This is a genomic window from Paenibacillus sp. FSL F4-0236 (genome assembly GCF_038000135.1).
Taxonomy (GTDB): Bacteria; Bacillota; Bacilli; order Paenibacillales; family Paenibacillaceae; genus Paenibacillus_AQ.
The window spans coordinates 6689300-6713418 of sequence record NZ_JBBOBK010000001.1; the positions used below are offsets into that span (position 1 = coordinate 6689300).

The 24119-nt window shown below is 46.5% G+C and carries 14 protein-coding genes and 1 riboswitch; of the genes, 9 read left to right on the forward strand and 5 right to left on the reverse strand.

Features of this window, described 5'->3' with window-relative positions; genetic code table 11:
• The first annotated feature begins 172 nt into the window (after window positions 1-172).
• Window positions 173-1327, forward strand: coding sequence for a cation:proton antiporter (locus tag NSQ29_RS29780; protein ID WP_042192295.1), 1155 nt, complete (start codon window positions 173-175; stop codon window positions 1325-1327).
• Between the two features lie 252 nt (window positions 1328-1579).
• Window positions 1580-4594, forward strand: coding sequence for an efflux RND transporter permease subunit (locus NSQ29_RS29785; protein WP_341126694.1), 3015 nt, complete (start codon window positions 1580-1582; stop codon window positions 4592-4594).
• A gap of 178 nt (window positions 4595-4772) precedes the next feature.
• Here the strand turns inward: NSQ29_RS29785 and gcvPB are convergent, their stop codons facing one another.
• The 3 genes from gcvPB to gcvT form a co-directional block, all read right to left on the reverse strand.
• On the reverse strand, window positions 4773-6233 hold the full coding sequence (gene gcvPB, locus NSQ29_RS29790; RefSeq protein WP_341126695.1) for an aminomethyl-transferring glycine dehydrogenase subunit GcvPB: 1461 nt from the start codon (window positions 6231-6233) through the stop codon (window positions 4773-4775).
• A complete protein-coding gene (gene gcvPA / locus NSQ29_RS29795; protein WP_340973129.1) occupies window positions 6230-7582 on the reverse strand; it encodes an aminomethyl-transferring glycine dehydrogenase subunit GcvPA in 1353 nt (450 codons plus the stop codon). Before gcvPA ends, gcvPB begins: the two co-directional genes overlap by 4 nt.
• Before the next feature lie 78 nt (window positions 7583-7660).
• A complete protein-coding gene (gene gcvT, locus NSQ29_RS29800; RefSeq protein ID WP_341126696.1) occupies window positions 7661-8800 on the reverse strand; it encodes a glycine cleavage system aminomethyltransferase GcvT in 1140 nt (379 codons plus the stop codon).
• Between the two features lie 185 nt (window positions 8801-8985).
• A riboswitch (glycine riboswitch) is annotated at window positions 8986-9084 on the reverse strand.
• Window positions 9085-9263: 179 nt separating this feature from the next.
• Here gcvT and gcvH point away from each other — a divergent pair.
• On the forward strand, window positions 9264-9656 hold the full coding sequence (gene gcvH / locus NSQ29_RS29805) for a glycine cleavage system protein GcvH (protein WP_076286985.1): 393 nt from the start codon (window positions 9264-9266) through the stop codon (window positions 9654-9656).
• A 456-nt stretch (window positions 9657-10112) separates the two neighbouring features.
• On the opposite strand, the gene NSQ29_RS29810 is transcribed toward gcvH, so the two are convergent.
• Complete coding sequence (locus tag NSQ29_RS29810; protein ID WP_340973123.1) at window positions 10113-10949, reverse strand: flagellar motor protein MotB; 837 nt, start codon at window positions 10947-10949, stop codon at window positions 10113-10115.
• Window positions 10946-11728 (reverse strand): flagellar motor protein, encoded by a 783-nt coding sequence (locus NSQ29_RS29815; RefSeq protein ID WP_076286986.1) that lies wholly within the window; start codon window positions 11726-11728, stop codon window positions 10946-10948. The genes NSQ29_RS29810 and NSQ29_RS29815 overlap by 4 nt, the downstream gene beginning before the upstream one ends.
• Window positions 11729-12005: 277 nt before the next feature.
• On the opposite strand from NSQ29_RS29815, the gene uvrB reads away from it, so the two are divergent.
• The 6 genes from uvrB (at window position 12006) to NSQ29_RS29845 (ending at window position 23841) form a co-directional block, all read left to right on the forward strand.
• Window positions 12006-13997, forward strand: coding sequence for an excinuclease ABC subunit UvrB (gene uvrB, locus NSQ29_RS29820; protein WP_340973121.1), 1992 nt, complete (start codon window positions 12006-12008; stop codon window positions 13995-13997).
• A 118-nt stretch (window positions 13998-14115) separates the two neighbouring features.
• Entirely contained in the window at window positions 14116-16989 is a 2874-nt protein-coding gene (gene uvrA, locus NSQ29_RS29825) for an excinuclease ABC subunit UvrA (RefSeq protein WP_042192277.1), read from the forward strand.
• Window positions 16990-17699: 710 nt separating this feature from the next.
• Window positions 17700-17909: a hypothetical protein gene (locus NSQ29_RS29830; RefSeq protein ID WP_042192275.1), complete on the forward strand. Its 210-nt coding sequence runs from the start codon at window positions 17700-17702 to the stop codon at window positions 17907-17909.
• A gap of 131 nt (window positions 17910-18040) precedes the next feature.
• Window positions 18041-19171 carry a S1C family serine protease gene (locus tag NSQ29_RS29835; protein ID WP_341126697.1) on the forward strand — a complete coding sequence of 377 codons (1131 nt, stop codon included), beginning with the start codon at window positions 18041-18043 and terminating at the stop codon, window positions 19169-19171.
• A 27-nt stretch (window positions 19172-19198) separates the two neighbouring features.
• A complete protein-coding gene (locus tag NSQ29_RS29840; protein WP_340973116.1) occupies window positions 19199-21112 on the forward strand; it encodes a stalk domain-containing protein in 1914 nt (637 codons plus the stop codon).
• A 206-nt stretch (window positions 21113-21318) separates the two neighbouring features.
• Window positions 21319-23841 (forward strand): U32 family peptidase, encoded by a 2523-nt coding sequence (locus NSQ29_RS29845; RefSeq protein WP_341126698.1) that lies wholly within the window; start codon window positions 21319-21321, stop codon window positions 23839-23841.
• Window positions 23842-24119: the final 278 nt, after the last annotated feature.

A 24119-nucleotide genomic window follows, 5' to 3' on the forward strand; every position in this document is an offset into this window, starting at 1 on the left:
TATTTTGTTTACAGTCTTTTATATTACGGTTATAATATATTTAATATTGTTTAATTGAATAATTTTTTGTTTTTTGGAGGAGCCTGTCAACAAGGGCTCCTCTTTGTCTTTTTTTGGCTTGGAGAAGTCCCTAGTTGACAGTTCTTATATACAACAAGGGAGTGGATGAAACATGGAGTTTGTTCTATATCTTATGCTGATTATACTATTCACCAAGCTAGCTGGTGATTTATCTGTACGACTGGGACAACCGTCGGTACTGGGTAAGTTAATTGTCGGTATTATACTAGGACCTGCGGTACTGGGTTGGATTCAAAATGGAGAGTTTATTCATTATTTTTCGGAGATCGGTGTTCTATTGTTAATGTTTATAGCAGGGCTTGAGACTGATCTGGATCAACTGCGCAAGAACTGGAAGTCAGCTTTCGCAGTAGCCGTCGGAGGTATTATTTTACCTTTTCTAGGTGGATTCGCCATCGGAGAAATGTTTGGTTTTGCTTATCATAATGCTATGTTTATGGGTGTCATTCTTAGTGCAACTTCAGTCAGCATATCGGTTCAGGTACTGAAGGATATGAATAAGTTGAATACACGTGAAGGTTCTACCATTCTGGGAGCCGCTGTAGTCGATGATATTCTGGTTGTTATTTTGCTCGCTGTATTAATGAGCTTTTTCGGCACAGGAGAATCAGTGTCCATTGGTCTTTTAATTACGAAAAAAGTGTTGTTCTTCGCTGTAGCGCTTGTTGTGGGTTGGTTCGTTGTGCCGCGGGTTATGAAATGGATGGCTCCGTTAAAGGTGACAGAGGCTGTTATTGCAGCGGCGCTAATGATTTGCTTTGCGTTCGCGTATTTTGCTGAAATTATGGGGATGGCAGGCATCATCGGTGCTTTTGCAGCTGGGATTGCAATTTCACAAACCTCCTTTAAGCACACTGTGGAATCTAAGCTTGAGCCTATCGCCTATTCGATTTTTGTTCCAGTCTTCTTTGTCAGTATCGGACTTAATGTTTCCTTTGAAGGGGTTGGCAGTCAACTAGGATTCGTCCTCTTGTTGACGGTGATTGCCATTCTGACCAAGTTGTTTGGTGGCGGTCTGGGGGCGCGTCTTACAGGATTTAATAACCATTCATCGCTTATTATTGGTTCAGGGATGATTTCGCGGGGTGAGGTTGCATTGATCATCGCGGCAACAGGTCTGCAAAGCGGATTGTTGCAGCAGCAGTATTTTACTTCCGTAATTATTGTTGTCATTGTAACTACACTTGTAACACCACCACTCTTAAAATATATGTTCCGCGATCCAGTGCGCGCTAAACAAAAATAATAATCATAGCAAAAGGGTGTCTCGAAAGCCATTTTACATGGCTTTTGGGGTGCTCTTTTTTTGTTTGCTCTAATTCCCTATCCTTCGGAAGGAGAAAGCCCCCCGTCTTAAGACTGAGTATAAAACCAGCCGTAGGGCTGTTTTGACTTCGACCAAAAATGTCTAAACTAAATCTCGGGATGGAAAATAATACATAATGGGGCAGTCATAAGAGGAGTACCAGAAATATACGGGGTGGAAGGGGAAACGATAATGAAATGGTTAACCAAATGGTCGTTCGGTAACAAGGCGGCGGTAGGGCTTTTAGTGGTAATGGCGCTTGTAGTGGGAGGGCTGAGCTACACTTCGCTACCGATGGAATTTATGCCAGAGGCAGATAATCCGCAAGTGACTGTAACGGTGCTCGGTCCGGGTCAGGATGCCCATGCGATGGAGACGAAGGTTACGAAGCCGATTGAGGCTGGGGCCGCATTTGTTAAGGGAAAGAAAGAAATACTGTCCACTTCCGGAGACGGATACGCACAGGTGAATATTTTTTATGACTCAAAAACAAATATGAAGGATGCAGCTGGGGAGGTGCAAAAGGTTGTAGATTCGTTGCAGTTCCCTGAAGGGGTGATGGCCCCTTTTGTACTTCAACTGAATACTTCCATGATTCCTGTGTCGCAGGTCACCCTTTCGTTTGACGAAGGTCTGACTAAAGAAAACCTTAAGCTTGCGGAAGAAACGATCATTCCAGAGATGCAACAAGCAGAAGGTGTAGCCAACGTCGCCTTATATGGGAAAGTAACTCCGCAAGTGCGGGTGAAGCTAGATCCAAAATTAATGGCTGAGAAAGGAATTACGACACCTCAAGTACTAGGGTTACTTCAGGGACGTAATGTATCGGCATCCCTTGGAGAGCAGACGATTGGTGGTCAGACAGGTAACGTTAATGTGGTTTCTACAATTGATAGTATCGATACTCTAAAAAAGCTACCCGTATCCTCGGGTGTTAAGCTACAGGATATTGCTGTCATCGAATTGAAGGAAGATCAAGAGAGCGTTAGCCGCTCGAATGGGAAAGATGTTCTTTTCGCCATAGTAACCAAAGAAGCTAATGCGAATGCAGTAAGTGTCGGAGATCATATACAGGATACCGTAGCACATATTAACAAAACCATTCCAAATGCAGAGGCAGCGGTCGTTTTCAGCACATCAGATATGGTGGTTACCTCTGTGAATAGTATGATGCGTGAAGTATTGCTGGGCGCATTGTTCGCGACGATCGTAATTTTACTGTTCCTACGCAACCTGCGGGCAACCCTGATTACGGCGGTTTCTATCCCGCTTTCTCTAGCAGTTACCTTATATCTGCTTGATATATCCGGCATAAGTCTGAATATTATTACGCTCGGAGGTGTGGCCGTTGCGGTAGGTCGCTTGGTTGATGATAGTATCGTAGTGATTGAGAACATTTACCGTAGGCTGCAAAAAGAACCCTTCTCACGTGAAATGATTATAAGCGCAACTGGGGAAGTGGCTAGAGCGATTACTTCATCTACGATTGCAACGGTAGCGGTATTTCTGCCGATGGGTCTTCTGCGTGGTAGTTTACAGGCGTTCCTACTTCCGTTTGCCTTAACGGTCACGTATTCACTGTTAACTTCACTCGTTGTAGCTTTGACGGTGGTTCCGCTGTTAAGCTCATGGCTGCTGAGAAGAACTTCAATGAAAGAACACGAGCCGTCTAAATGGTTCACCCGATTCCTCGATTGGAATTTGCGCCGGAAATGGATTACTTTATCGCTAGGTCTTCTCCTTCTGATTGGCTCTATCGCTGCTTATGTGACTATGCCAAAAGGTGCGCTTGATGCTTCAGATGCCAGCTATGTCTCTGTTCAGTTGAATTATCCGAAGGATGTTCCTGTCAAAGAGATTTTAGAAAAAGGAAAGCAGTTAGAGCAAGATTTGATGAAACAGCCTGAAGCGGAAACGGTGATCATGCAATCAGGGAACAGTGCAGATGCGGCGCAGTGGGGGTCCGTCAGCTCGGAGACCTTAGTGGACTATACCGTTGTGATGAAAAAAGGTGCGGATGCACAAGGCTTCATCGATCATGTCCGTGATGTGAAGGATTCCTACGCTGGGGCAACACTTGTTGCTAATCAAATGAGTATGATGGGTTCAAGCTCCACTAGCGAATATATTGATATCGTGGGTGATAATCTTACAGATATTACTGCTGTTGCAGCAGAAGTTACGAATAAGTTGAAGACTGTGGAGGGTATTCAGAAGGTCAGTAGTAATATGGAGGATACCAAACCTGTCTTTACATTTAAGGTAGATCCAGCACAGACCAATGCACAAGAAATTACCATGCAATTGTCGGCTATGCTGAATCCGATCCCTATGGGGCAAATCGAACTGGACGGTACACCTGCAGGAGTAGTGTTAGATCCTATGGCTGAGCCTAAGACAGAGCAAGATTTAAAGGCAATGACGCTCATGACTGCTGAAGGTCCAAAGCCGTTGTCACAACTAGCAACCTATGAGGTTCGGAATGAACCAGCACTGTTGTTCCATAAAGATGGGAAGCCATATGCGAGAATTACAGCGGAAGTGGATCCGAAGAAGGTGTCTGAAATCGGAGCGGATATTAAAAAGCAAACCGATAGTCTTACCCTTCCAAAGGGTGTGACTCTATTTGCAGGCGGAGCCTCGGTTGATCAGTCAGAGGATTTCGCTGACCTTGGTATGACAGCGCTGATCTCCATCGGGTTGGTATATCTGATCATGGTCCTCACCTTCAAAACCCTTCGTGCTCCGCTGGCAATCATGTTCTCCTTGCCTTTGGCTGCGATTGGGGCGATTGTTGGACTGATCGTATCCGGCGTAACACCTGATTTCACTGCCCTGTTCGGGGCTCTGATGCTAATTGGTATCGTCGTCACGAATGCGATTGTGCTTATCGACCGTATTAAGCAGAATGAAACGAATATGGGTATTCGCGAAGCCATTCTGGAAGCGGCCGGAACACGGATGCGCCCGATTCTGATGACGGCTATTGCTACCATTTGTGCCATGACTCCACTGCTGTTCGGCCATGCCGAGATGGGCAGCATCGTCTCGCAAAGTTTGGCGATTGTGGTCATCGGTGGCTTGACCGCGGCAACGCTGCTTACGCTGGTTGTAGTTCCAGCGATTTACGAGCTGTTCTACTTCCGTAAATCGGCTAAGGAGCGCAAGGGCGTAGTGAAAGTAGAAACTCCGACGCATGGTGCGTAATATCAAAAAGTTATAGTGATAAACAACTGAAACAGGCCTTTCTCAGACATTTTTAATGATGCTGGGAAGGGCCTGATGATTTAGAGGATGAGAACTTTTCGTGTAGTTGAACAGTGCGAAAAGCAGGCCGATGATACTTGGTATCGTGGCCTGCGTTTTTAATACTACTCATTAGCTGTTAACCGCAAGAACAATTCAATACCGGCTTACGCGCAGCCTGTGTCTCATCCAATCGGCTAATTTCTGTGGTATGAGGTGCGTTGATTACGATTTCCGGTGTCTCCTGCGCTTCTTTTACGATCTGGATCATCGTATTAATGAAGCCGTCGAGCGTTTCTTTACTTTCCGTTTCCGTCGGCTCGATCATCATACATTCCTCAACAGTCAGAGGGAAGTACACGGTTGGCGGATGGTAGCCGAAGTCGAGTAATCGTTTAGCAACGTCTAAGGTGCGTACACCATACTGCTTGAGGTTTTTGCCGGACATTACGAATTCATGTTTACATACGCCCGGATATGGGATTTCAAAATACGGCGCCAGACGGTGCATCATATAGTTCGCATTCAGCACGGCATTTTCGGATACCTCACGCAGTCCGTCTGGACCATAGGTGCGGATATAGGCGTAGGCACGAACGAGAATACCAAAGTTGCCGTAAAAAGCTTTCACGCGTCCAATCGATTCAGGACCGCCGAAGTCGAGTGAGAAGCTGCTATCTTCGTTTTTCACCACAGTTGGTTGTGGTAGGAACGGAATCAAGATTGATTTTACGCCGACAGGTCCGGCTCCAGGGCCACCACCGCCGTGCGGGGTGCTCATTGTCTTATGCAAGTTCAGATGCACCACGTCAAAGCCCATGTCGCCAGGGCGGGTAATGCCCATAATAGCATTGGAATTGGCTCCATCGTAATAGAGTAAGCCGCCTGCTTCGTGCACGATCTCAGCAATTTCGACGATTTGGGTCTCAAACAAGCCGAGTGTGCTTGGATTGGTCAGCATCAATGCGGCTGTGTCACTGCTAACAGCTGCTTTGAGTGCTTCAAGATCAACCATCCCTTTATCTGTGGAAGGGATCGTGATCGTTTCAAGTCCTGCTGCTGAAGCACTAGCAGGATTGGTGCCGTGTGAGGAATCCGGCACGATAACCTTCGTGCGGGTCTCGCCGCGGCTTTCATGGTAGGCGCGGATCATCATGAGGCCGGTCCATTCACCATGAGCACCTGCGGCAGGCTGTAAAGATACAGCATCCATGCCGGTTAGTGCGGATAAGTCATTTTGCAGGGTATACATTAATTCCAGTGCACCTTGAATGCTTTCTTCTGGCTGGTAAGGGTGGATCTTAGCTAGGCCTACGATGCGGGCAACATCTTCGTTAATCTTCGGATTGTATTTCATCGTGCATGAACCGAGTGGATAGAAGCCGTTATCTACACCAAAGTTACGGCGTGACAAGGAAGTGTAGTGGCGAATGACATCCACTTCCGATACTTCTGGAAGCACGACGGGTTCGCTACGGAGTAAACCTGATGGAATCAGAGATTCTAAGCTTTCTTCCTGCGGCACATCGCATAGTGGCAAAGAATAGGCCGAACGGCCGGGACGGCTTAATTCAAAAATTAGACTTTGCTCCGGTTTCATAAACAGCCCTCCAGTGCGCTAGCGAATTGGTCGATTTCGTTTTTGCTTCTTTTTTCCGTAACGGCTACCAGCATATGTCCAGCAAGTTCAGGATAATCACGGCCCAGATCATAACCGCCTAGATAACCTTCCTTCAGCAGCTTCGAATTAATTGCACTTACGCTGCTTCCTTCCGGAAGCTTCACGACAAACTCGTTAAAGAATGGGGAGGAGAAGGTTAGTTCAGCCCCTGTTAGTTCGCTTAGTTTATTAGCGGCGTAATGGCTTTTACGAATGTTCAGCTCGCCTACTTCACGCATCCCTTCTTTACCCATTACGGACAGGTAGACGGATGCGCAGAGTGCGAGCAGCGCCTGATTGGAGCAAATATTCGATGTCGCTTTTTCACGACGAATATGCTGCTCACGAGCTTGGAGTGTCAGAACGAAGCCGCGTTTACCGTTACGGTCAACAGTTTGACCAACGATACGACCTGGCATGCGGCGCATTAAATGCTCTGCTACAGCGAAGAAACCACAGGTTGGACCGCCGAGGGAAGCTGGAATACCGAGTGGCTGAGCGTCACCGACTACGATGTCGGCTCCGAGCTTACCTGGTGTTTCTAGAATGCCAAGAGCGATCGGATTTGCACTGACGACGAACAATCCTTTAACGGCATGGATCAGCGGCTCAACGGAGCTAAGATCTTCGATGCTGCCAAAAAAGTTAGGCGATTGCATCAGTACTGCAGCCGTATCACCATCAATGGCCTCAGCAAGCTTAGCCTGATCGGTAACACCGTCTCTATAGTCAATCTCCACTACCTCAAGACCCCAAGCATTAGCCGATGTGCGTAACACTTGGCGCGCTTCAGGATGAACGGTGCGGGAGACAATTAATTTTTTGCGTTTGGTGGCACCAGCTGCAAGGACTGCTGCTTCGGATAATGCGGTTGCGCCATCATACATACTGGCATTGGCAACTTTCATACCGGTTAGTTCGCAAATGTAGGATTGGAATTCGAAGATCGCTTGCAGTTCGCCTTGGCTGATCTCTGGTTGGTAAGGAGTATAAGCAGTGTAGAATTCCGAACGGGAAATGACATGGTTGATCACCACGGGGATGTGATGGTCGTATAATCCGGCGCCGAGGAAGCTGGCGTGCGAATCGAAGTCAGCATTTCGGTCAGCGAGACCTTTCATGTGACGTAGCAGGGCGTACTCATCGAGCGGTTCAGACATCGGCATAGTGCCTTGATAACGGACGGCTTCAGGGATATCGGAGAACAGCTCATCTATGGACTGAATCCCGACGGTTTCCATCATCTCTACGCGGTCCTGTGCTGTCATGGGCAGATAACGGTGCTTCATTAAGGTTTCACTCCTTGGCTTTTTTAAAATATAAGAAAGTACAATTTTCACGTTATACTTTATCCTTTTATTTCTCGCTTAAAAGTTCACCGTCCTAATATGGACGCTAAGGCGTTTATACTTGTAAAAAGGGGCCTTAATCACGACAGCTTTAAGCTGCTTGCCACGTATCTCTACGAAAACCTCTGTGCCTATTTCACTGTAAGCTGTATCAAGCAAAGCTAATCCCAGGTTGCGTTTCAGCGTTGGAGATTGGGTTCCGGTTGTGACCTCTCCGATTTTGATGCCGTCCGCATAGACTGGGTAATGGGAGCGTGGAATGCCTCGATCAATCATTTCTAGACCGACAAGACGGCGGGGGAGACCCGCTTCTTTTTGCTGTATCAACGCATCGCGTCCGATGAAATCCGCTTTGTCCAGCTTCACGAAGAACTGTACTCCAGCTTCAAGAGGCGTGATGTCAGCCGACAGCTCCTGACCGTACAGTGGCAACTTTGCCTCGAAACGAAGCGTATCCCGTGCGCCCAGTCCAGCAGGTGTTAATCCGTGAGGAGAGCCAGCTGCGAGAAGGCCGTTCCATAACGTTGCTGCCACATCCAGCGGAGCGTAAATTTCGAAGCCATCTTCACCGGTATAACCCGTACGGGAGATCAGTACTTCTACACCGCAGACGGTTGCGCGTTCGATGAAGTGGAAAGGCTTGAGCGTTGAGATCGGTGCATCAGTAACTTCTGCGAGTATGGTCTCTGCCAGCGGACCTTGCAAGGCGAGCAAAAGCGTCTCGTCAGAGACATTAGTGAGTGTGACTTCACCGAATTCAGAGGTCAGATGTTCTTGCAGCCACTGGAAGTCCTTATCGATGTTGGAGGCATTTACGACAAGCATATAACGGCCTTCACTTAGTCGATACACGAGTAAATCGTCGACCACCCCGCCGTTTGGATAACAGAGCAGCGTATATTGTGCCGCACCATCGGTAAGGCGGCTGACATCGTTGGTCGTCATTTTTTGTAAGAAGGCTTCAGCGCCGCTTCCGATCACCATGAATTCACCCATATGCGATACATCGAACAGTCCAGCCTGCTGGCGAACAGCCTCATGCTCCTTCACGATACCTGTAAACTGTACTGGCAGCTCCCAGCCGCCAAAATCAATGCACCTGGACTCCGCATAAGCGGAATAGAGATCATAAAAAGGCGTTCTTTTCAAAGCATCCATGTCGTCACTCCCCTAGTCTGATTACATACGAAAAAAAGGACAGGCAGAAGCAATCATGCATAAATGCACTAATCGCTTTCTGCTCTGTCCTTTGTACCTGAGAGTTACCCTGCGTAACTAACATGCAAGTTTCCCCGTTGGTGACCTGACGCACTCAGCCTCGCGTCTGATGCTCTCCAGAGGTACGTCCGACAAAGGTCCTTTTGCCTGAGAGATTCACCCCTGTTAGGGCTTACTCCTTCGGCGCCGTCTTCAAGTGAGACAGTCTCTCCCTATGCCATCATCCGCAACTGTATTTGTTTCTTATGTCTCCATTAAACGGGTATAGGAGGGCGCTGTCAACAAGAAAAAGTCAAAAAAACGACAAATTTATTTTACTTTTAGTAATATTGACATTATGCTCCGCGATCACTTAGGCTATAACTAAATTTAGAATTCCAATTTGGAAATGAGGCGGCTTGAAATGAGTGAGGTTTTAGATAACCTTCTTTACAGCGAAGAGCATGAGTGGGCACAGCAAGTGGAAGGACGCGTAGTACGTGTTGGGATTACGGATCATGCTCAGCATTTGTTAGGCGATATCGTATTTGTGGAATTTCCTGAAGTGGGTTCGGCCATTTCAGCTGGCGACAGCGTAGGCAGTATCGAATCCGTTAAGACCGTATCGGAACTCTATTCACCCGTCTCTGGGAAGGTTACCAAGATTAATGATGGTTTAGAAGCTAGTCCAGAGCTAATTAATGATAAGCCGTATGGTGAAGGTTGGATTTTTGAAATTGAAGTGGACGGAGAGTATGCTGATGCTGTAAAAGGACTGCTAGATGCAGCTGGATATCGTGCATTGGTAGGGGAGTAATTCTAATTTTTTTCTGAATATTAATTTCACCGCATGTGATATTTGTAGCAGCAAGTTTCTGTTTTTGGGGACTTGCTCTTTGGTGTTTCTATATAAATAGCGGTCGGGATCTTTGAGTTAAATCCTGGGACTGTTTGGAATTATGGGATTTTATTTAAAAGCGAATCTACTGATTGTGGAATTAGGGAAAACCTCCCTTATTTTAGACGAATATAGCGTGACACTAAGGGTTTTAGGGAATTCTTCCCTAAAATTTCAGTGAAAAGCGCTATTTCTGACTAAATAGGGTATTAATCAGGGAGGAATTCCCTAATTCTGCGCCTGGACAAGGGAATAGGCAGATAATCAGGGAGTATTTCCGTAATAAATAGTGGCGAGCCCATTTTGGTATGTTGATAAGCAGATTCGCTCCCGCACAGGCCTAGCTATTGTAACTAGCTCTGAGTAAAACATTTTTTAGGCACCCTCTTGAAGCTGCCGCAGCACAATGATCTCTACACGGCGGTTCTTTTGCTTACCTGCAGCTGATGTGTTCTCCGCGGTGGGCTGGGTATCAGCATACCCTGCATATTGAAAATTGTCGGGGTTCAACCCTTCATGATCTAAGAAAAAGCGAAGCACTGACAGCGCACGAGCACCAGATAGCTCCCAGTTGTCGTTATAGTGAGAAGCCGAAGATACTGGAGTATTGTCGGTATGTCCTTCAATGCTGATCTTTGCGCCGATATCGCTGAATAAGCCAGATAACTGCTGAAGAGCAGGCAGGGCTGGAGACTTCAGGTCTGCCTTACCTATATCGAAGAGAAAACGGTCACTGAGTGTGATTTCTATCCCCTGCGGTTTGTCGGCAACAAAAATTTGTTCTCCGAGATTATTTTCCTCTACATAGTTCGTAATCACACCCATTAATTCAGCAAGTTTAGCCTCTTGTTCTCGAAAAGCAAGTTCACGTGCCGAAGGTGTTTCGTTCTCCGTTTGTTCAGCAGATCCATCATTCGGTCTCGCAGTTGCAGCTGCATTCCCATTCCCGTCTGTACTTTCCGGTTTGTTCTCAGTTGATTTCCCAGCATCTAAAATGCCGTTCCCACCCTCAAGGACAGTGCTGCCAGATTTGAAGGTCTCGGATAACGAGCCTGTCACGATGTTATATTTGTCAGTATCCAGGCTGCTCATCGCATACAATATAACGAAAAAAATAAGTAAAAGTGTAATTAGATCAGCATAAGTAATCATCCAACGGTCGCGGCTTTCCCGAGCCTCTACACGCCGCTTGCGCCGGTCTCTTTGTCTCATAGAAGACCTCTAGTTTCCGCACGGTCATTCGTGTCCGTGTCTGAGATGAATGAGTTCAGTTTTTTACGCACCAGCAAGGGGTGATCCCCGTTCTGCAAAGAAAGAATGCCGACGAGCAGCATTTCCATACTATGTAGCTGGCTTTGACTGCGGGATTTGATTTTGGAAGCGATGGGTAAAAATATTAAATTAGCGATGGCAACACCGTACAATGTTGCGGTAAATGCCACTGCGATAGATGTGCCCAGATTTGACGGATCTGTAAGGTTGCCAAGTACACGGATGAGCCCCATCACCGTCCCGATAATTCCCATCGTTGGTGCATATCCACCTGCAGCTTCAAAAATCTTAGCATAGTTCTCATGCTTCAATTCTTTAGCATCCATTTCTAATTCAAGGATCTGTCTTACCTGCTCAGGATCAGTGCCGTCGACAATAAGAAGTAGACCTTCACGTGTAAAAGGGTCCGGATGTTCTTCAGCTTGTTTTTCTAACATTAGAACGCCGCCGCGACGGGCCACGGTTGCCATTGCAATAAGTTCTTCTGCTTTTTCTACATCACGATCAGGGTTGCTACCGAAAGCCATGCGTAATGCTGTTGGAATGGAGCGCAGCTTAGATGCCGGGAAACTGATCATAACGGCGGCAAACGTACCCCCGAACACAATCAAAGCTGCATTAAGCTGCAGCAGTCCTGAGAGGCTTCCGCCTTCCCAGAGATAGCCGCCGATTAACGCAGCCAGTCCAGCCAATAGGCCGATTATTGAGGTAATATCCATGCTTCAAGCTCCTAACATTTCTATGTATTATGGTTTGCAACGATCTAGGCAACACTGTATAATGAACGGGAACACATATTCTTATCTTCCATATTTTTTAATTATAAGAAAGTATAAGTTTCACGTTATACTTTAATCCTTATAATTCTCGCACAACAGCTTAACGTCTTTTAGAGACGCCAAAGGCGTTTTAGCTTGCCATCGTATGGAGAGAGAACATTCAGACAACAATTATAATATATTAATCTAGTTTAGACGATAGAGGGGAGACGGGCAAATGAGTGATATTGTCGTCAGTACAAAGACTTTTGAATTGGAGTCCGAGTATACACCCCAGGGCGATCAGCCTCATGCCATAGAGGAATTACTACAAGGCATCCGGCAGGGCAAGAAGCACCAGACGCTGCTGGGCGCGACGGGTACGGGTAAGACGTTTACCGTTGCACAAGTTATTTCCAAATTAAACCGCCCGACGTTAGTTATTGCGCACAACAAGACTTTGGCTGCCCAACTGGCGAGTGAGTTTAAGGAGTTTTTTCCGCATAATTCGGTAGACTATTTCGTCAGCTACTACGACTATTACCAACCAGAGGCGTATATTCCCTCCTCCGATACTTATATCGAGAAAGACTCCAGTATTAATGAAGAGATTGATAAATTGCGCCACTCCGCAACGAGCTCCTTGTTCGAACGGCGTGACGTTATTATTGTGGCGAGTGTGTCTTGTATTTACGGCCTCGGTTCGCCGATGGAATACGGAAGCTTGCTTTTGTCCTTGCGGGTAGGGATGGAGAAGCCTCGAAATGAGATTTTGAGCAGGCTAGTGGATATCCAGTACCAGCGTAATGATATCAATTTTGTACGCGGAACCTTCCGTGTACGTGGTGATGTGGTTGAGATTTTCCCGGCATCTCAGGGTGAGCATGCCATTCGGGTCGAATTGTTCGGTGACGAAATTGAGCGAATCACTGAGATTGATGTACTGACGGGTGAACTGATCGGGGAGCGCGATCATGTCGCTATTTTTCCGGCGTCTCACTTTGTTACCAAGGAAGAAACGATGCGAGTGGCACTGGTCAACATTGAAAAAGAGCTGGAAGACCGCTTAACGGTTCTTCGTGACGCAGGAAAGCTTCTTGAAGCTCAGCGTCTGGAACAGCGGACACGTTATGATATTGAGATGATGAAAGAAGTGGGCTTCTGCTCTGGGATTGAGAACTATTCCGGTCCGCTCACCTTCCGTGAACCAGGGGCAACTCCGTATACATTAATGGATTATTTTCCAGATGATATGTTGATCATTATTGATGAGTCCCATGTAACACTTCCACAGATTCGGGCGATGTATAATGGTGACCGGGCGCGTAAGACGGTACTGGTAGAGCATGGTTTCCGTTTGCCGTCTGCGCTGGATAACCGTCCACTCCAGTTCGAGGAATTCGAAGAAAAAGTGAAGCAGATCGTATATGTTTCAGCGACACCTGGACCCTATGAAATGGAGCACTGCGACACCATGGTGCAGCAGATTATCCGGCCTACAGGTCTTTTGGATCCGATCATTGAGGTTCGTCCTACAGAGGGACAAATCGATGACTTGATTAGTGAAATTCGTGATCGGGTGGAACGAGACGAACGTGTACTCGTCACAACGTTGACGAAGAAGATGTCGGAGGATCTGACGGATTACTTTAAGGAAATTGGGATTAAGGTTCGTTATATGCACTCTGATATCAAAACGCTGGAGCGGATGGCGATCTTACGTGATCTTCGTCTTGGTACATTTCATGTTTTAGTAGGGATTAACCTGCTAAGAGAAGGTCTCGACCTCCCAGAAGTATCGCTGGTCGCTATTCTCGATGCTGATAAAGAGGGCTTCCTTCGTTCCGAACGCTCCCTAATTCAGACGATTGGTCGTGCGGCCCGTAACTCCGAGGGTCGTGTAATCATGTACGGTGATCGAATCACTGATTCGATGGAGAAGGCGATGAGCGAAACGTCGCGTCGTCGCGCCATCCAAATCGCCCATAATGAGAAACACGGCATTACCCCAACCACCATTAATAAAAAGGTGCGTGACATCATCGAGGCTACGAAGGTTGCCGAGACTAAAGCGGATTACCTCATGGGTGTTGGTGGCAAGATGAATAAGAAAGAGAAACAAAGCCTGATCCAGCGTCTGGAAGCTGAAATGAAGGACGCAGCGAAGAACCTGCAATTTGAACGCGCGGCAGAGCTGCGTGACGCATTGTTGGAGCTTCGGGCCGAGTAATAAACCTTAAATGCATCACCGATATTTAAAATAAGTAATTGAACGGTGCTGTCCTGGCCGTTCTTTTTGAATAAATAGAAAACAGCTTTGATATTTGATTTATTAAGGAGAGGTTCCGTTGGCGAACGATAATATTGTAATTAAAGGCGCGAGGGCGCACAATCTCAAAAACATCGATGTGACGATTCCACGTGACCGTTTCGTCGTGCTGACGGGGCTGAGCGGCTCGGGTAAGTCTTCGCTTGCATTTGATACGATTTATGCTGAAGGGCAGCGGCGTTATGTTGAATCTTTGTCAGCTTATGCTCGTCAGTTCTTGGGGCAAATGGAGAAGCCGGATGTGGATTCGATAGACGGATTATCCCCGGCAATCTCTATTGATCAGAAGACAACAAGTCGCAACCCGCGCTCCACAGTTGGTACGGTTACTGAGATCTATGACTATCTCCGGTTGCTTTTTGCTCGAATCGGTCACCCTCATTGTCCTGAGCATGGAATTGAGATTACTTCCCAGACCGTTGAACAAATGGTAGACCGGATTATGCAGTATCCAGAGAAGACTCGTTTGCAAATCCTAGCGCCTATTATTTCAGGACGTAAAGGTGAACACAAAGGACTCTTCACAGATATTTCTAAGCAAGGGTTCGTACGTGTGCGTGTGGACGGTGAGCTAAGAGATCTGTCTGAGGATATTGAACTTGAGAAGAATAAAAAACACACCATAGAAGTTGTTGTAGACCGGATCGTCGTTAAAGACGATGTGGAGACCCGGCTGACGGATTCACTGGAGACGGCACTTAAACTTTCGGGCGGTAAAATCCTTGTGGATATCATCGGTCAGGAAGAGCTTCTGTTCAGCTCTAATTTTGCTTGTCCGATTTGTGGTTTCAGTATTGAAGAGCTGGCACCACGTATGTTCTCCTTCAACAGTCCGTTTGGAGCCTGCACAGAGTGCGATGGACTTGGAATGAAGATGGTGGTCGATCCAGATCTGCTTATTCCTGATGCTGAGAAATCCATTGAAGAAGGTGCCTTTTTAGCTTGGACTGGAAGTACATCTAATTACTATCCGCAATTTCTGAAGTCCGTGTGTGAGCATTTTAATATTCCACAGAACGTTCCAGTGAGCAGCTTAACACCTGATCATATGAATAAACTACTGCATGGTACAGGTAGTGAGAAGGTTCGCTTCAAATATGAGAATGATTTTGGACAAAAGAAAGATGCGATGGTTGCTTTTGAAGGGATTATTCCGAATCTGGAGCGTCGTTACCGGGAGACCGCATCTGACGGTATTCGTGAATTTATTGAAGGATTTATGAGTGCTAAGCCTTGTCATGTCTGTAAGGGTAAACGTCTGAAGAAAGAAATTTTGGCGGTTACGATCAACGAACAAAATATTTCGGATATTACCGATCTCTCAATTGGTGACTGTCAGCATTGGTTTGAAGAAATAAAGTTAAGTGAGAAAGAGACAGCTATTGCCAATCTTATTCTTAAGGAAATCTGCAATCGTCTGGGATTCCTGGTGAATGTCGGATTGGACTATTTGACACTTAGCCGCGCAGCAGGCTCGCTATCTGGTGGTGAAGCACAGCGTATCCGGTTGGCAACTCAGATCGGTTCCAGTTTGATGGGTGTTCTGTACATTCTGGATGAGCCAAGTATTGGTCTGCATCAACGGGATAATGATCGCCTGATCTCTACGCTTGCTCATATGCGTGACCTAGGCAATACGTTGATTGTTGTAGAGCATGACGAAGATACGATGATGGCAGCGGACTATATTATTGATATCGGACCGGGTGCGGGTATTCATGGTGGACAAGTTATGGCGCAAGGAACACCGGAAGAGATTATGAAAGATCCGAATTCCTTAACCGGTGAATATTTAAGCGGTCGTAAGTTTATTCCAGTTACCGCTAAGCGTCGTGCTACCGATGATCGTTGGATAGAAATTCGTGGCGCTAAAGAGAATAACCTGAAAAATGTGAATGTGAAGATTCCATTAGGTGTGTTTACGGCGGTGACTGGTGTGTCGGGCTCCGGTAAATCTTCACTTATTAACGAAATTCTGTACAAGAGCTTGGCACGGCAGCTGAATAAGGCTGTGAAGGTGCGTCCGGGTCAGCACAAAGAAATTCGTGGCTTGGAAAATCTCGATAAAGTTATTGAGATCGACCAATCACCAATTGGGCGTACACCACGCTCTAACCCAGCAACCTATACTGGCGTATTTGACGACATTCGTGATCTGTTCTCGAAGACAAATGAGGCAAAGGTACGGGGGTTCCAAAAGGGACGCTTTAGCTTTAACGTAAAAGGCGGACGCTGTGAAGCTTGTCGTGGGGACGGAATTATCAAGATTGAGATGCACTTCTTGCCTGACGTATACGTTCCTTGCGAGGTATGTAAAGGTAAACGTTATAACCGGGAAACACTAGAAGTGAAATATAAAGGGAAAAACATTTCCGACGTACTGGAGATGACTGTAGAGGATGCTACAGAGTTCTTCGTGAATATCCCTCGTATTCACCGTAAAATGCAAACGCTGATGGATGTGGGTCTTGGCTACATTAAGATTGGTCAGCCAGGTACAACATTATCCGGTGGTGAAGCGCAGCGTGTGAAGTTGGCTTCTGAGCTATATCGCCGTAGTACAGGCAAGACACTCTATATTTTGGATGAGCCTACAACAGGTCTGCATGTGGACGACATTGGTCGTTTACTTGAAGTATTGCACCGCTTGGTGGATTCCGGAGAATCGGTTCTTGTCATTGAGCATAATCTGGACGTTATTAAGACTGCTGATTATATCATCGATATGGGACCAGAAGGCGGCAGTGGCGGCGGAACCGTACTGGCAACAGGAACACCAGAGAAGATCATTACTGTTACGGAGTCTTACACAGGTAAGTATCTGAAGCCAGTTCTGATTCGTGATACAGAGCGTACTGAAGCGCTTATGCTTGAGACGGCGGAAACTACCTAAGCTATAAATAGCTGGATAGTATAACTACTAAATAATAAAGGTCGCGGCAATTTGCCGTGGCCTTTATTATTTATTGTCCAAAATTATTATTTTGGGAAAACAATTGATCGGTACAATTGCTGGTAGTCACCAGTAAATTAGAGCCTTTATCCGTTCTGATGTGAGTTTTCTAGTAAACGTTATATGACTCCTATAAAAAGAATACTAAATAATAGACGGGATAGGCATATGTAGGGCATGTCCGTCGTAAGATTTAATGAGGAACATGCTGTTACTGTAAGTATACTTAATGGGTAATAGAATAACTGTAGGCTCGATGGTTCCTTGAAAAATAAATAACTAATTGTAATATACATTTTGTTCTATTAAAGGCTTCAGCTACTAGATTGGGGAAGCAGCCTTAGAACTAAAATCAAACCGATAATCGGCTAATTTGAGGGGGCTTAATCCATAACTGATACTTCATTTCATCACCTTCAAAAAATAGAGCATTACTCGTTAGGTTTGTATCGCTTTTGCCGGAAAACATCAAACGTCAATGAACAAAATCAAAAATTTATCCGATTTTGCAGTAATAAAATATTTTTTTTGCGACAAATACATAATTTTTCTACAAAACCTATTGCATCGCCCAAATGGTAGCGATAACATAGAAGAGGATATGGGGAATACTGGATCTTGCTTGACAACATTTTTGAGGAGGTAAGGTAATGCTACTTGCAGAAGTTGCCGCGCAAGGACCGTCTAAATTTCATACCTTTGATGTTTTTATGATTTTATTCACTATCCTAATTTTGGTTGGAGTCGTTCGGTTACTGAGAGCTCCCCAGAAGAACAAGTTCGCCATTGCTTTTGGAGCGGTTAGTTTGTTGGTTTTTATAATCTCTGACTATGCCATGGTGATGCATTGGTTAAGTTAACGGAAGAATTAAATTGAACAGCTTTGCACCAAAAGACTCCTTTAACGCCGTGGGCGCATTGAAGGTGTCTTTTTTCAAATTATATAATGTAAAATTTATCCATTCGCAGAGAGAGGGTCTGGTGAAGGTTGATGAGGACTGTGGAGAAGCTGGTGAAGAAAGGAATGGGCTTGCTGCTGTGCGGTGTGTTGCTGTCAGGAGTATGGAGTGAGTCGGTTTATGCGTTGGGTGATCCGACTAAGACGGTTAGCGCGGCGACCACAACCCAGAGAGACAAAATCAAAAATTCAACAGCAGCGGAAGACCCCGTACCAGGGATTATTAAAAGTATCACCCCCTCCGTAGTGGGCATTATCGGCAAAGACGATAGTGGGGGGACTAGCGGACCGGATGATCGATACAATCTGACGCATGGTTCTGGCATTATTGTGAAATCGAATGGATGGATTGTAACCAATGCACATGTCATCAAAGATCTGCAGAATGCCTTGGTAGTGACGTCGGACTCCAAAACCTACAGCATTAAAGAAACATATCTAGATGAAGTTAGTGATCTGGCCCTGATCAAAATCAATGCAACCTCCCTTAAACCTGCAAAGTTTATTCCATCGACCGGCAAAACCGTTGTTGGTGAGAAGGTAGTGGCCGTCGGAACACCGATTAGCTTTTCTCTAAGGAATTCAGCGACCGTAGGGGTTATAAGTGGCCTTAACCGTGAAGTAGCTGCGGCTTATCGTCTGATCCAAAGTGACACAGCGATTAATCCCGGGAATAGCGGGGGGCCGCTAGTGAATATGAAGGGCGAAGTGCTGGGAATAAACAGCCTGAAATACTCAGCGGTGGGCGTGGAGAATATGGGCTTCTCAATACCGTCGGATACCGTGCAGTATATTATGAACCAGCTTTTTAAGTACGGTGAAGTAAAACACCCGAGTCTTGGATTGGAGTTAGAGCCGAGTTGGTCCTCGATTGTGGGCTTGCCAACGCTTGATCCCCTGACTGTAACCAAAGTGATTTCTGCTGAAGCACGCAAGGCGGGTGTTGCCGAAGACGACGTCTTGTACAGCATTGACGGCCACCGTGTGGTCTCACTAGTTGAGATTAATGAATTGTTTAAAAGCTATTCTCCAGGTACAACGGTACGACTGGTTATGCAAAGTGATGGGGATATCGTCATCCGTAAGCTGGTGCTCACTCAGGGTGATCCCCTATTAAGTGAAGAGGGTGCAGGAGCAGATGGAGACGAGCATACGGAAGAGTGATCAGAAAACTCGAGAGGGGGACGGAAAATGGGCTTTAAAGTTTTAAAACAAGGATTGTGTGCGATGCTGGCCTTATTATTGCTATTTTCTATATTACCGATACCAACCGCACGGGCAGCAGAAACAGACAAGCTGCAGCTGAGTCTTAAAGTTGGCAGTACTTCTGCTACGGTGAATGGCAAGAAGGTGACTATCGAGCGGCCTTATATGGAGAACGGAACGGTTATGGTACCGCTCGGGGTTTTTAAAAAGACATTTGGCAGCACGGTTTCCTTAGAAGGAAATGATGTAGTGAAAGTAACGTACGGCTCTCATACAGGGTTAATGACGATTGGTAGTATTAGTGCCTGGAAGGATGCGACTAAAGTTAAACTCACCTCCGCGCCTCGGATGGTTTCAGGTGTGTTGATGGTGCCGCTGCGTTTTGTGGCGAGTGTACTGGGTGCAACCCTCTCCCAGGGTAACGGTGGTGAGCTGATCATTACCTTAGCTCCTGCTGACAATGAAGGCGATGTGCCAGTGGATACTGGTATTGATAGCGATGTGGGGAAGACGCAAATTGGGAACAGCTATTATCGATGGACACTAAATTATCCGTCTGGACTGATTGCTGGAAATAGCGGTGGTGATGAGAGTGTGGCTACCTTCTCCAGTGCGGACAATCTTTATTATTTGGAGATTCATGCAAGTGATCAGGCAGTTGCTGTTGATGCAGATGGGCTATTAGAACAACTAGTCCGGGAAGTCGAGTTAGGCAGTGAACTGATATTAGACCGGGAGTCGTTCCCGAAAGCCTCTGTACCCTATGCACGATTGGTCAGTAAAGATTCTAGCGGAGCACTCTGGGAAAACAGGCTGATCTATGCTGAAGGTAGACTTTACGAGATTTATTTGACGGATGAGAAAGCCACTAATTATAAGGATTTAGCCAAATATGCGGGGTTACTGAGCTCTTTTCGGCCCTCTTTTGACACTAAAGATAACAAAATCCGTGATCTCTCTACCGTAAAGAATGGCTTAAGTGAAGCCTATAATGAGGACTATGGTATCTCACTACAGGTTCCTGCCGCTTGGACTAAGGATGACCAGCATTTTTATTATGAAAGCAAACATGGAAGTCATTTGAGTGTGGCGATTACATCGGCACCTGCTGGTTCTACACTAGAGAGCTGGGCTGAAGAGTTGAAGACAAAAACGCAGGAGAACTTTGTAGCGGACGCTTATGTTTTTAAGGATAGCATGAAGTCTGAAATCTCCGGCGTACCTGCGCAAATAAGTGAGACACAGCTGAATTTCGGCAACGGTTGGGCGACAGAATATCAGGCAATCGTGCTCAAGAATGGGTACCGTTACTATTTTGAATATGTGACACCTCCTGGACAAGAAGACGATAAGACCAAATTCAATGCTATTATATCCTCCATTGATATTGATTTTGATCTGTTGAAGGAGAACTTCGGGCGACTCGCTAGCGATGACTATAAGACAATCAAGAATAAAACGATAACCAAAGTATCCAAAAGATACGGCTATGCCATCGACATTCCACGTTTATGGACACCCAATCAAGATGTATTCGAGACACAGTTGGTAGAGTATTGGTTCATCGGAGGACGTTTCCAGATTAACTCGAAACCTGAAAGCTCAGTCGATTATGCGGTGAATATGCTCAAAGATTCTTATCAAAATAAAAATAATGATCCTAAAGGTCCTCGCATTGAAAGTATAGTGGAGTCTACCTTTGCCGGTGCTCCTGCTACGATCCTTACTGTGCATCAAATCAAGAATGGTGTTCCTGTCCGCAGTAAGCACGTTGTTTTTGGTAAAAATGAGGTGGTCTACACGATTACTGTTACGCTGAATGATGCCAATGCTACTGCAGAACAGCAAGCATTGTTGGATAAAACGCTGCAGTCGTTTCGGTTTACAGGGAATGAGTAGTTTAGAGGTGATTGGAGTTCATGACTAACTAATAGTAGAGTGTAATTCAATTAGATGAGAACGTCTTTGTAGCCAAAATGGCGTGGGGCGTTCTTTTCTTTATATAAATGTTGGTAAACACATGGCGCTGAGATGTGATATTTGATACAATTATCAAGTTAATCAACTAGAAATGACCCGCCACATGGCGGTTTGGGAGGATATAAATGAAAGAGCAACAAATACGCAGAGAAGACGTGGAGCTATTGGCACCTGCAGGTGACTGGGACTGCATGCGTGCGGCGGTAGCGAACGGAGCGGATGCTATCTTTTTTGGCGTAGAGAAGTTTAATGCACGGGCGAGAGCGAACAACTTTCGCATGGACGAGCTGACGGAAATTATGGCGTTTTTGCATAGCTATGGTGTGAAGGGTTTCCTGACCTTTAATATACTGGTTTTTGAAAATGAATTGTCCGATGCAAAAGAACTGATTGACGCTTGTGTAGATGCTGGCGTGGATGCAGTGATTGTTCAGGATTTAGGTTTGGTCAAAATGATTCGTGAAATCTCACCAGACTTCCCGATTCATGGATCGACACAGATGACGATTACTTCCCCGGAGGCGGTCGAGTTCACTAAGCCTTTCAGTTTGGAACGTGTGGTACTCGGTCGTGAGAACAATCTGAAGCAAATTAAGACGATTGGGGAACAAGCCCGTCTGCCGATGGAAGTATTCGTGCACGGAGCCTTATGTGTCTCTTATTCGGGTCAATGTCTAACTTCGGAAATGTGGGGTGGACGTTCCGCCAACCGTGGAGAATGTGCCCAAGCATGCCGTCTGCCTTATGATCTGATGGTGGATGGAGAAGTTAAACCAATGGGTGATGTAACTTATTTGCTCTCCCCTAAGGATTTGGCAGCTATTGATCTTATGCCTGAGCTGATCGAGGCGGGTGTAACTTCTTTCAAAATCGAAGGGCGCCTCAAGAGCCCGGAATACGTTGCGAATGTAGTTAGTAAGTACCGTAAGGCAATTGATCGGTATTTTGATGGCGATATGTCCAAACCATCGAAGGAAGAAGTTCGTGAACTGCAACAAAGCTTCTCCCGCGGTTTCACGCATGGTTTCCTAGATGGAACGAACAATAAAAAGCTCGTAGACGGCACTTTCCCGAAAAGTCGTGGTGTATATCTCGGAACGGTTGAACAAATTCTTCGTGATGGAGTTGTCTGCCGTATTCATGCACCTCTTAAGCGGGGAGACGGAATCGTGTTTGATGCAGGGGATCCGACGAAAAAAGAAGAAGGCGGACGCGTTTACGACCTTCGTCGTAAAGGTGTGAAGCTCGAAGGTGAAGCCGGAGAAGGCTGGATCATCGACATCGTAGCCGGTCGTAATGATGTGGATCTGCGTCGTCTAAATGTCGGTGACCGTATTTGGAAGACGAATGACCCTGCGTTAGACAAGGCGCTGCGCCAGACTTATGAGACAGAGAAGCCGTACCGGGTATTCCCGGTACATGTGCGAGTGCAGGGCTGCGTCGGCGAGAAGCTGACCACCTGGTGGACGGACGTTCAGAAGAACGTTACCGTCCGTGTGGACTCGGAGCTTGCGCTGGAAGCAGCACAAAAGCGTCCGATGGATACCGCGCTGCTGGAAGAACAATTCGGCCGCCTGGGCGGAACCGTGTTCCAGCTTGACGCGCTAGAGTCGCATCTGCAAGGCGACGTCATCGTCCCTATGCGCGAGCTGAACAGCATCCGCCGCCAAGCGGTGGAGCTGCTTGCGGGCGAGCGCCCGAAACCGCCCGTGTACGTGAAACGGGCGATCGAGGTCTACGGCGACGCTACCCGCAGGGGCGTCGCTCCACAGCGCGCTGGTGAAGCGGAGCTCACCGCGCTGTGCCGCAGCCTGCCGCAGGTGCAGGCTGCGCTCGAGGCCGGCGTGAGAAACATCTACGCCGACTTCGAGTTTATCAAGCAGTTCCCGGCAGCGGTAGATGCGGTACGGGCTGCAGGGGCCAGCATCGCGCTGGCCACACCGCGCATTCATATGCCGGGCGAGAATGGCTACCACGCCAATATCCTGCGCTTGCAGCCGGATGCCGTGTTAGTACGAAACACCGGCGCGCTGTATTATTATCTGCGCCGCCGCCAAGAGCAGCCTGATGCCGTGCATCCACGCCTGATCGGTGATTTCTCATTGAATATTGCCAATCATAAGGCAGTGGATCTGTTCCTTGAGGCAGGCTGTGACATGGTAACACCGTCCTATGACTTGAACATTCAACAGATGGTCGACCTGCTTGAGCATAGCGATACTTCTCGTATGGAGATCGTAATCCATCAGCATTTGCCGATGTTCCACACAGAGCACTGTGTATACTGTACCTTCATGAGTGAAGGCACAGACTTTACGAACTGTGGCCGTCCATGTGAAGAGCATCGCGCTTCCCTGCAAGACCGTATTGGAATGTCACATCCAGTTCGTGTGGATGAAGGCTGCCGTAATACCGTCTATAATGCTGTTGAACAGTCCGGTGCGGAGTATTTGAATAATTTCCGTGATCTAGGCGTATCCTCGTACCGCGTGGAGTTCCTGGAAGAGACACCAGAGCAAGTGGCTGAGGTAATTAGCCTCTATAGTCGCGCACTGCGTGGTGAGATCTCTGGTACGCAGGTATGGAAGAGCTTGAAGGCTACCAACCAGTTGGGGGTTACACGGGGACAATTGGTTAACGCGAAGTAATAAAGGTTAAAGGAATAGGGCTAGGTGACTACCAGAGTAAATCTGGAGTGCTTAGCCCTTTTTTATAGATACGATCTCGTCCTCTTTGTTACTTGCATATACTAGATAATATATAGGTGAGAGTTAGCAAAGGGGGGGGATCTTGTAAAAGACTTATATAATTTCTCCCTCTCCGATTTGATTGGAATAGATATACAAATATAACAAACACTCTGACATTAATCTGTTATAACTGCTATAATTAAAGGAAATATGCCATTTTACTATACAGAGTATTT

What these genes read in the sequence shown, in the direction of transcription:
- NSQ29_RS29780 (WP_042192295.1), top strand. Translation starts at nt 173, where the DNA reads ATGGAGTTTGTTCTATATCTTATGCTGATTATACTATTCACCAAGCTA.
- uvrB (WP_340973121.1), top strand. Translation starts at nt 12,006, where the DNA reads ATGAGTGATATTGTCGTCAGTACAAAGACTTTTGAATTGGAGTCCGAG.
- NSQ29_RS29830 (WP_042192275.1), top strand. Translation starts at nt 17,700, where the DNA reads ATGCTACTTGCAGAAGTTGCCGCGCAAGGACCGTCTAAATTTCATACC.
- NSQ29_RS29815 (WP_076286986.1), bottom strand. Translation starts at nt 11,728, where the DNA reads ATGGATATTACCTCAATAATCGGCCTATTGGCTGGACTGGCTGCGTTA.
- NSQ29_RS29810 (WP_340973123.1), bottom strand. Translation starts at nt 10,949, where the DNA reads ATGAGACAAAGAGACCGGCGCAAGCGGCGTGTAGAGGCTCGGGAAAGC.
- NSQ29_RS29845 (WP_341126698.1), top strand. Translation starts at nt 21,319, where the DNA reads ATGAAAGAGCAACAAATACGCAGAGAAGACGTGGAGCTATTGGCACCT.
- gcvT (WP_341126696.1), bottom strand. Translation starts at nt 8,800, where the DNA reads ATGGATGCTTTGAAAAGAACGCCTTTTTATGATCTCTATTCCGCTTAT.
- NSQ29_RS29835 (WP_341126697.1), top strand. Translation starts at nt 18,041, where the DNA reads ATGAGGACTGTGGAGAAGCTGGTGAAGAAAGGAATGGGCTTGCTGCTG.
- gcvPA (WP_340973129.1), bottom strand. Translation starts at nt 7,582, where the DNA reads ATGAAGCACCGTTATCTGCCCATGACAGCACAGGACCGCGTAGAGATG.
- gcvH (WP_076286985.1), top strand. Translation starts at nt 9,264, where the DNA reads ATGAGTGAGGTTTTAGATAACCTTCTTTACAGCGAAGAGCATGAGTGG.
- NSQ29_RS29785 (WP_341126694.1), top strand. Translation starts at nt 1,580, where the DNA reads ATGAAATGGTTAACCAAATGGTCGTTCGGTAACAAGGCGGCGGTAGGG.
- NSQ29_RS29840 (WP_340973116.1), top strand. Translation starts at nt 19,199, where the DNA reads ATGGGCTTTAAAGTTTTAAAACAAGGATTGTGTGCGATGCTGGCCTTA.
- gcvPB (WP_341126695.1), bottom strand. Translation starts at nt 6,233, where the DNA reads ATGAAACCGGAGCAAAGTCTAATTTTTGAATTAAGCCGTCCCGGCCGT.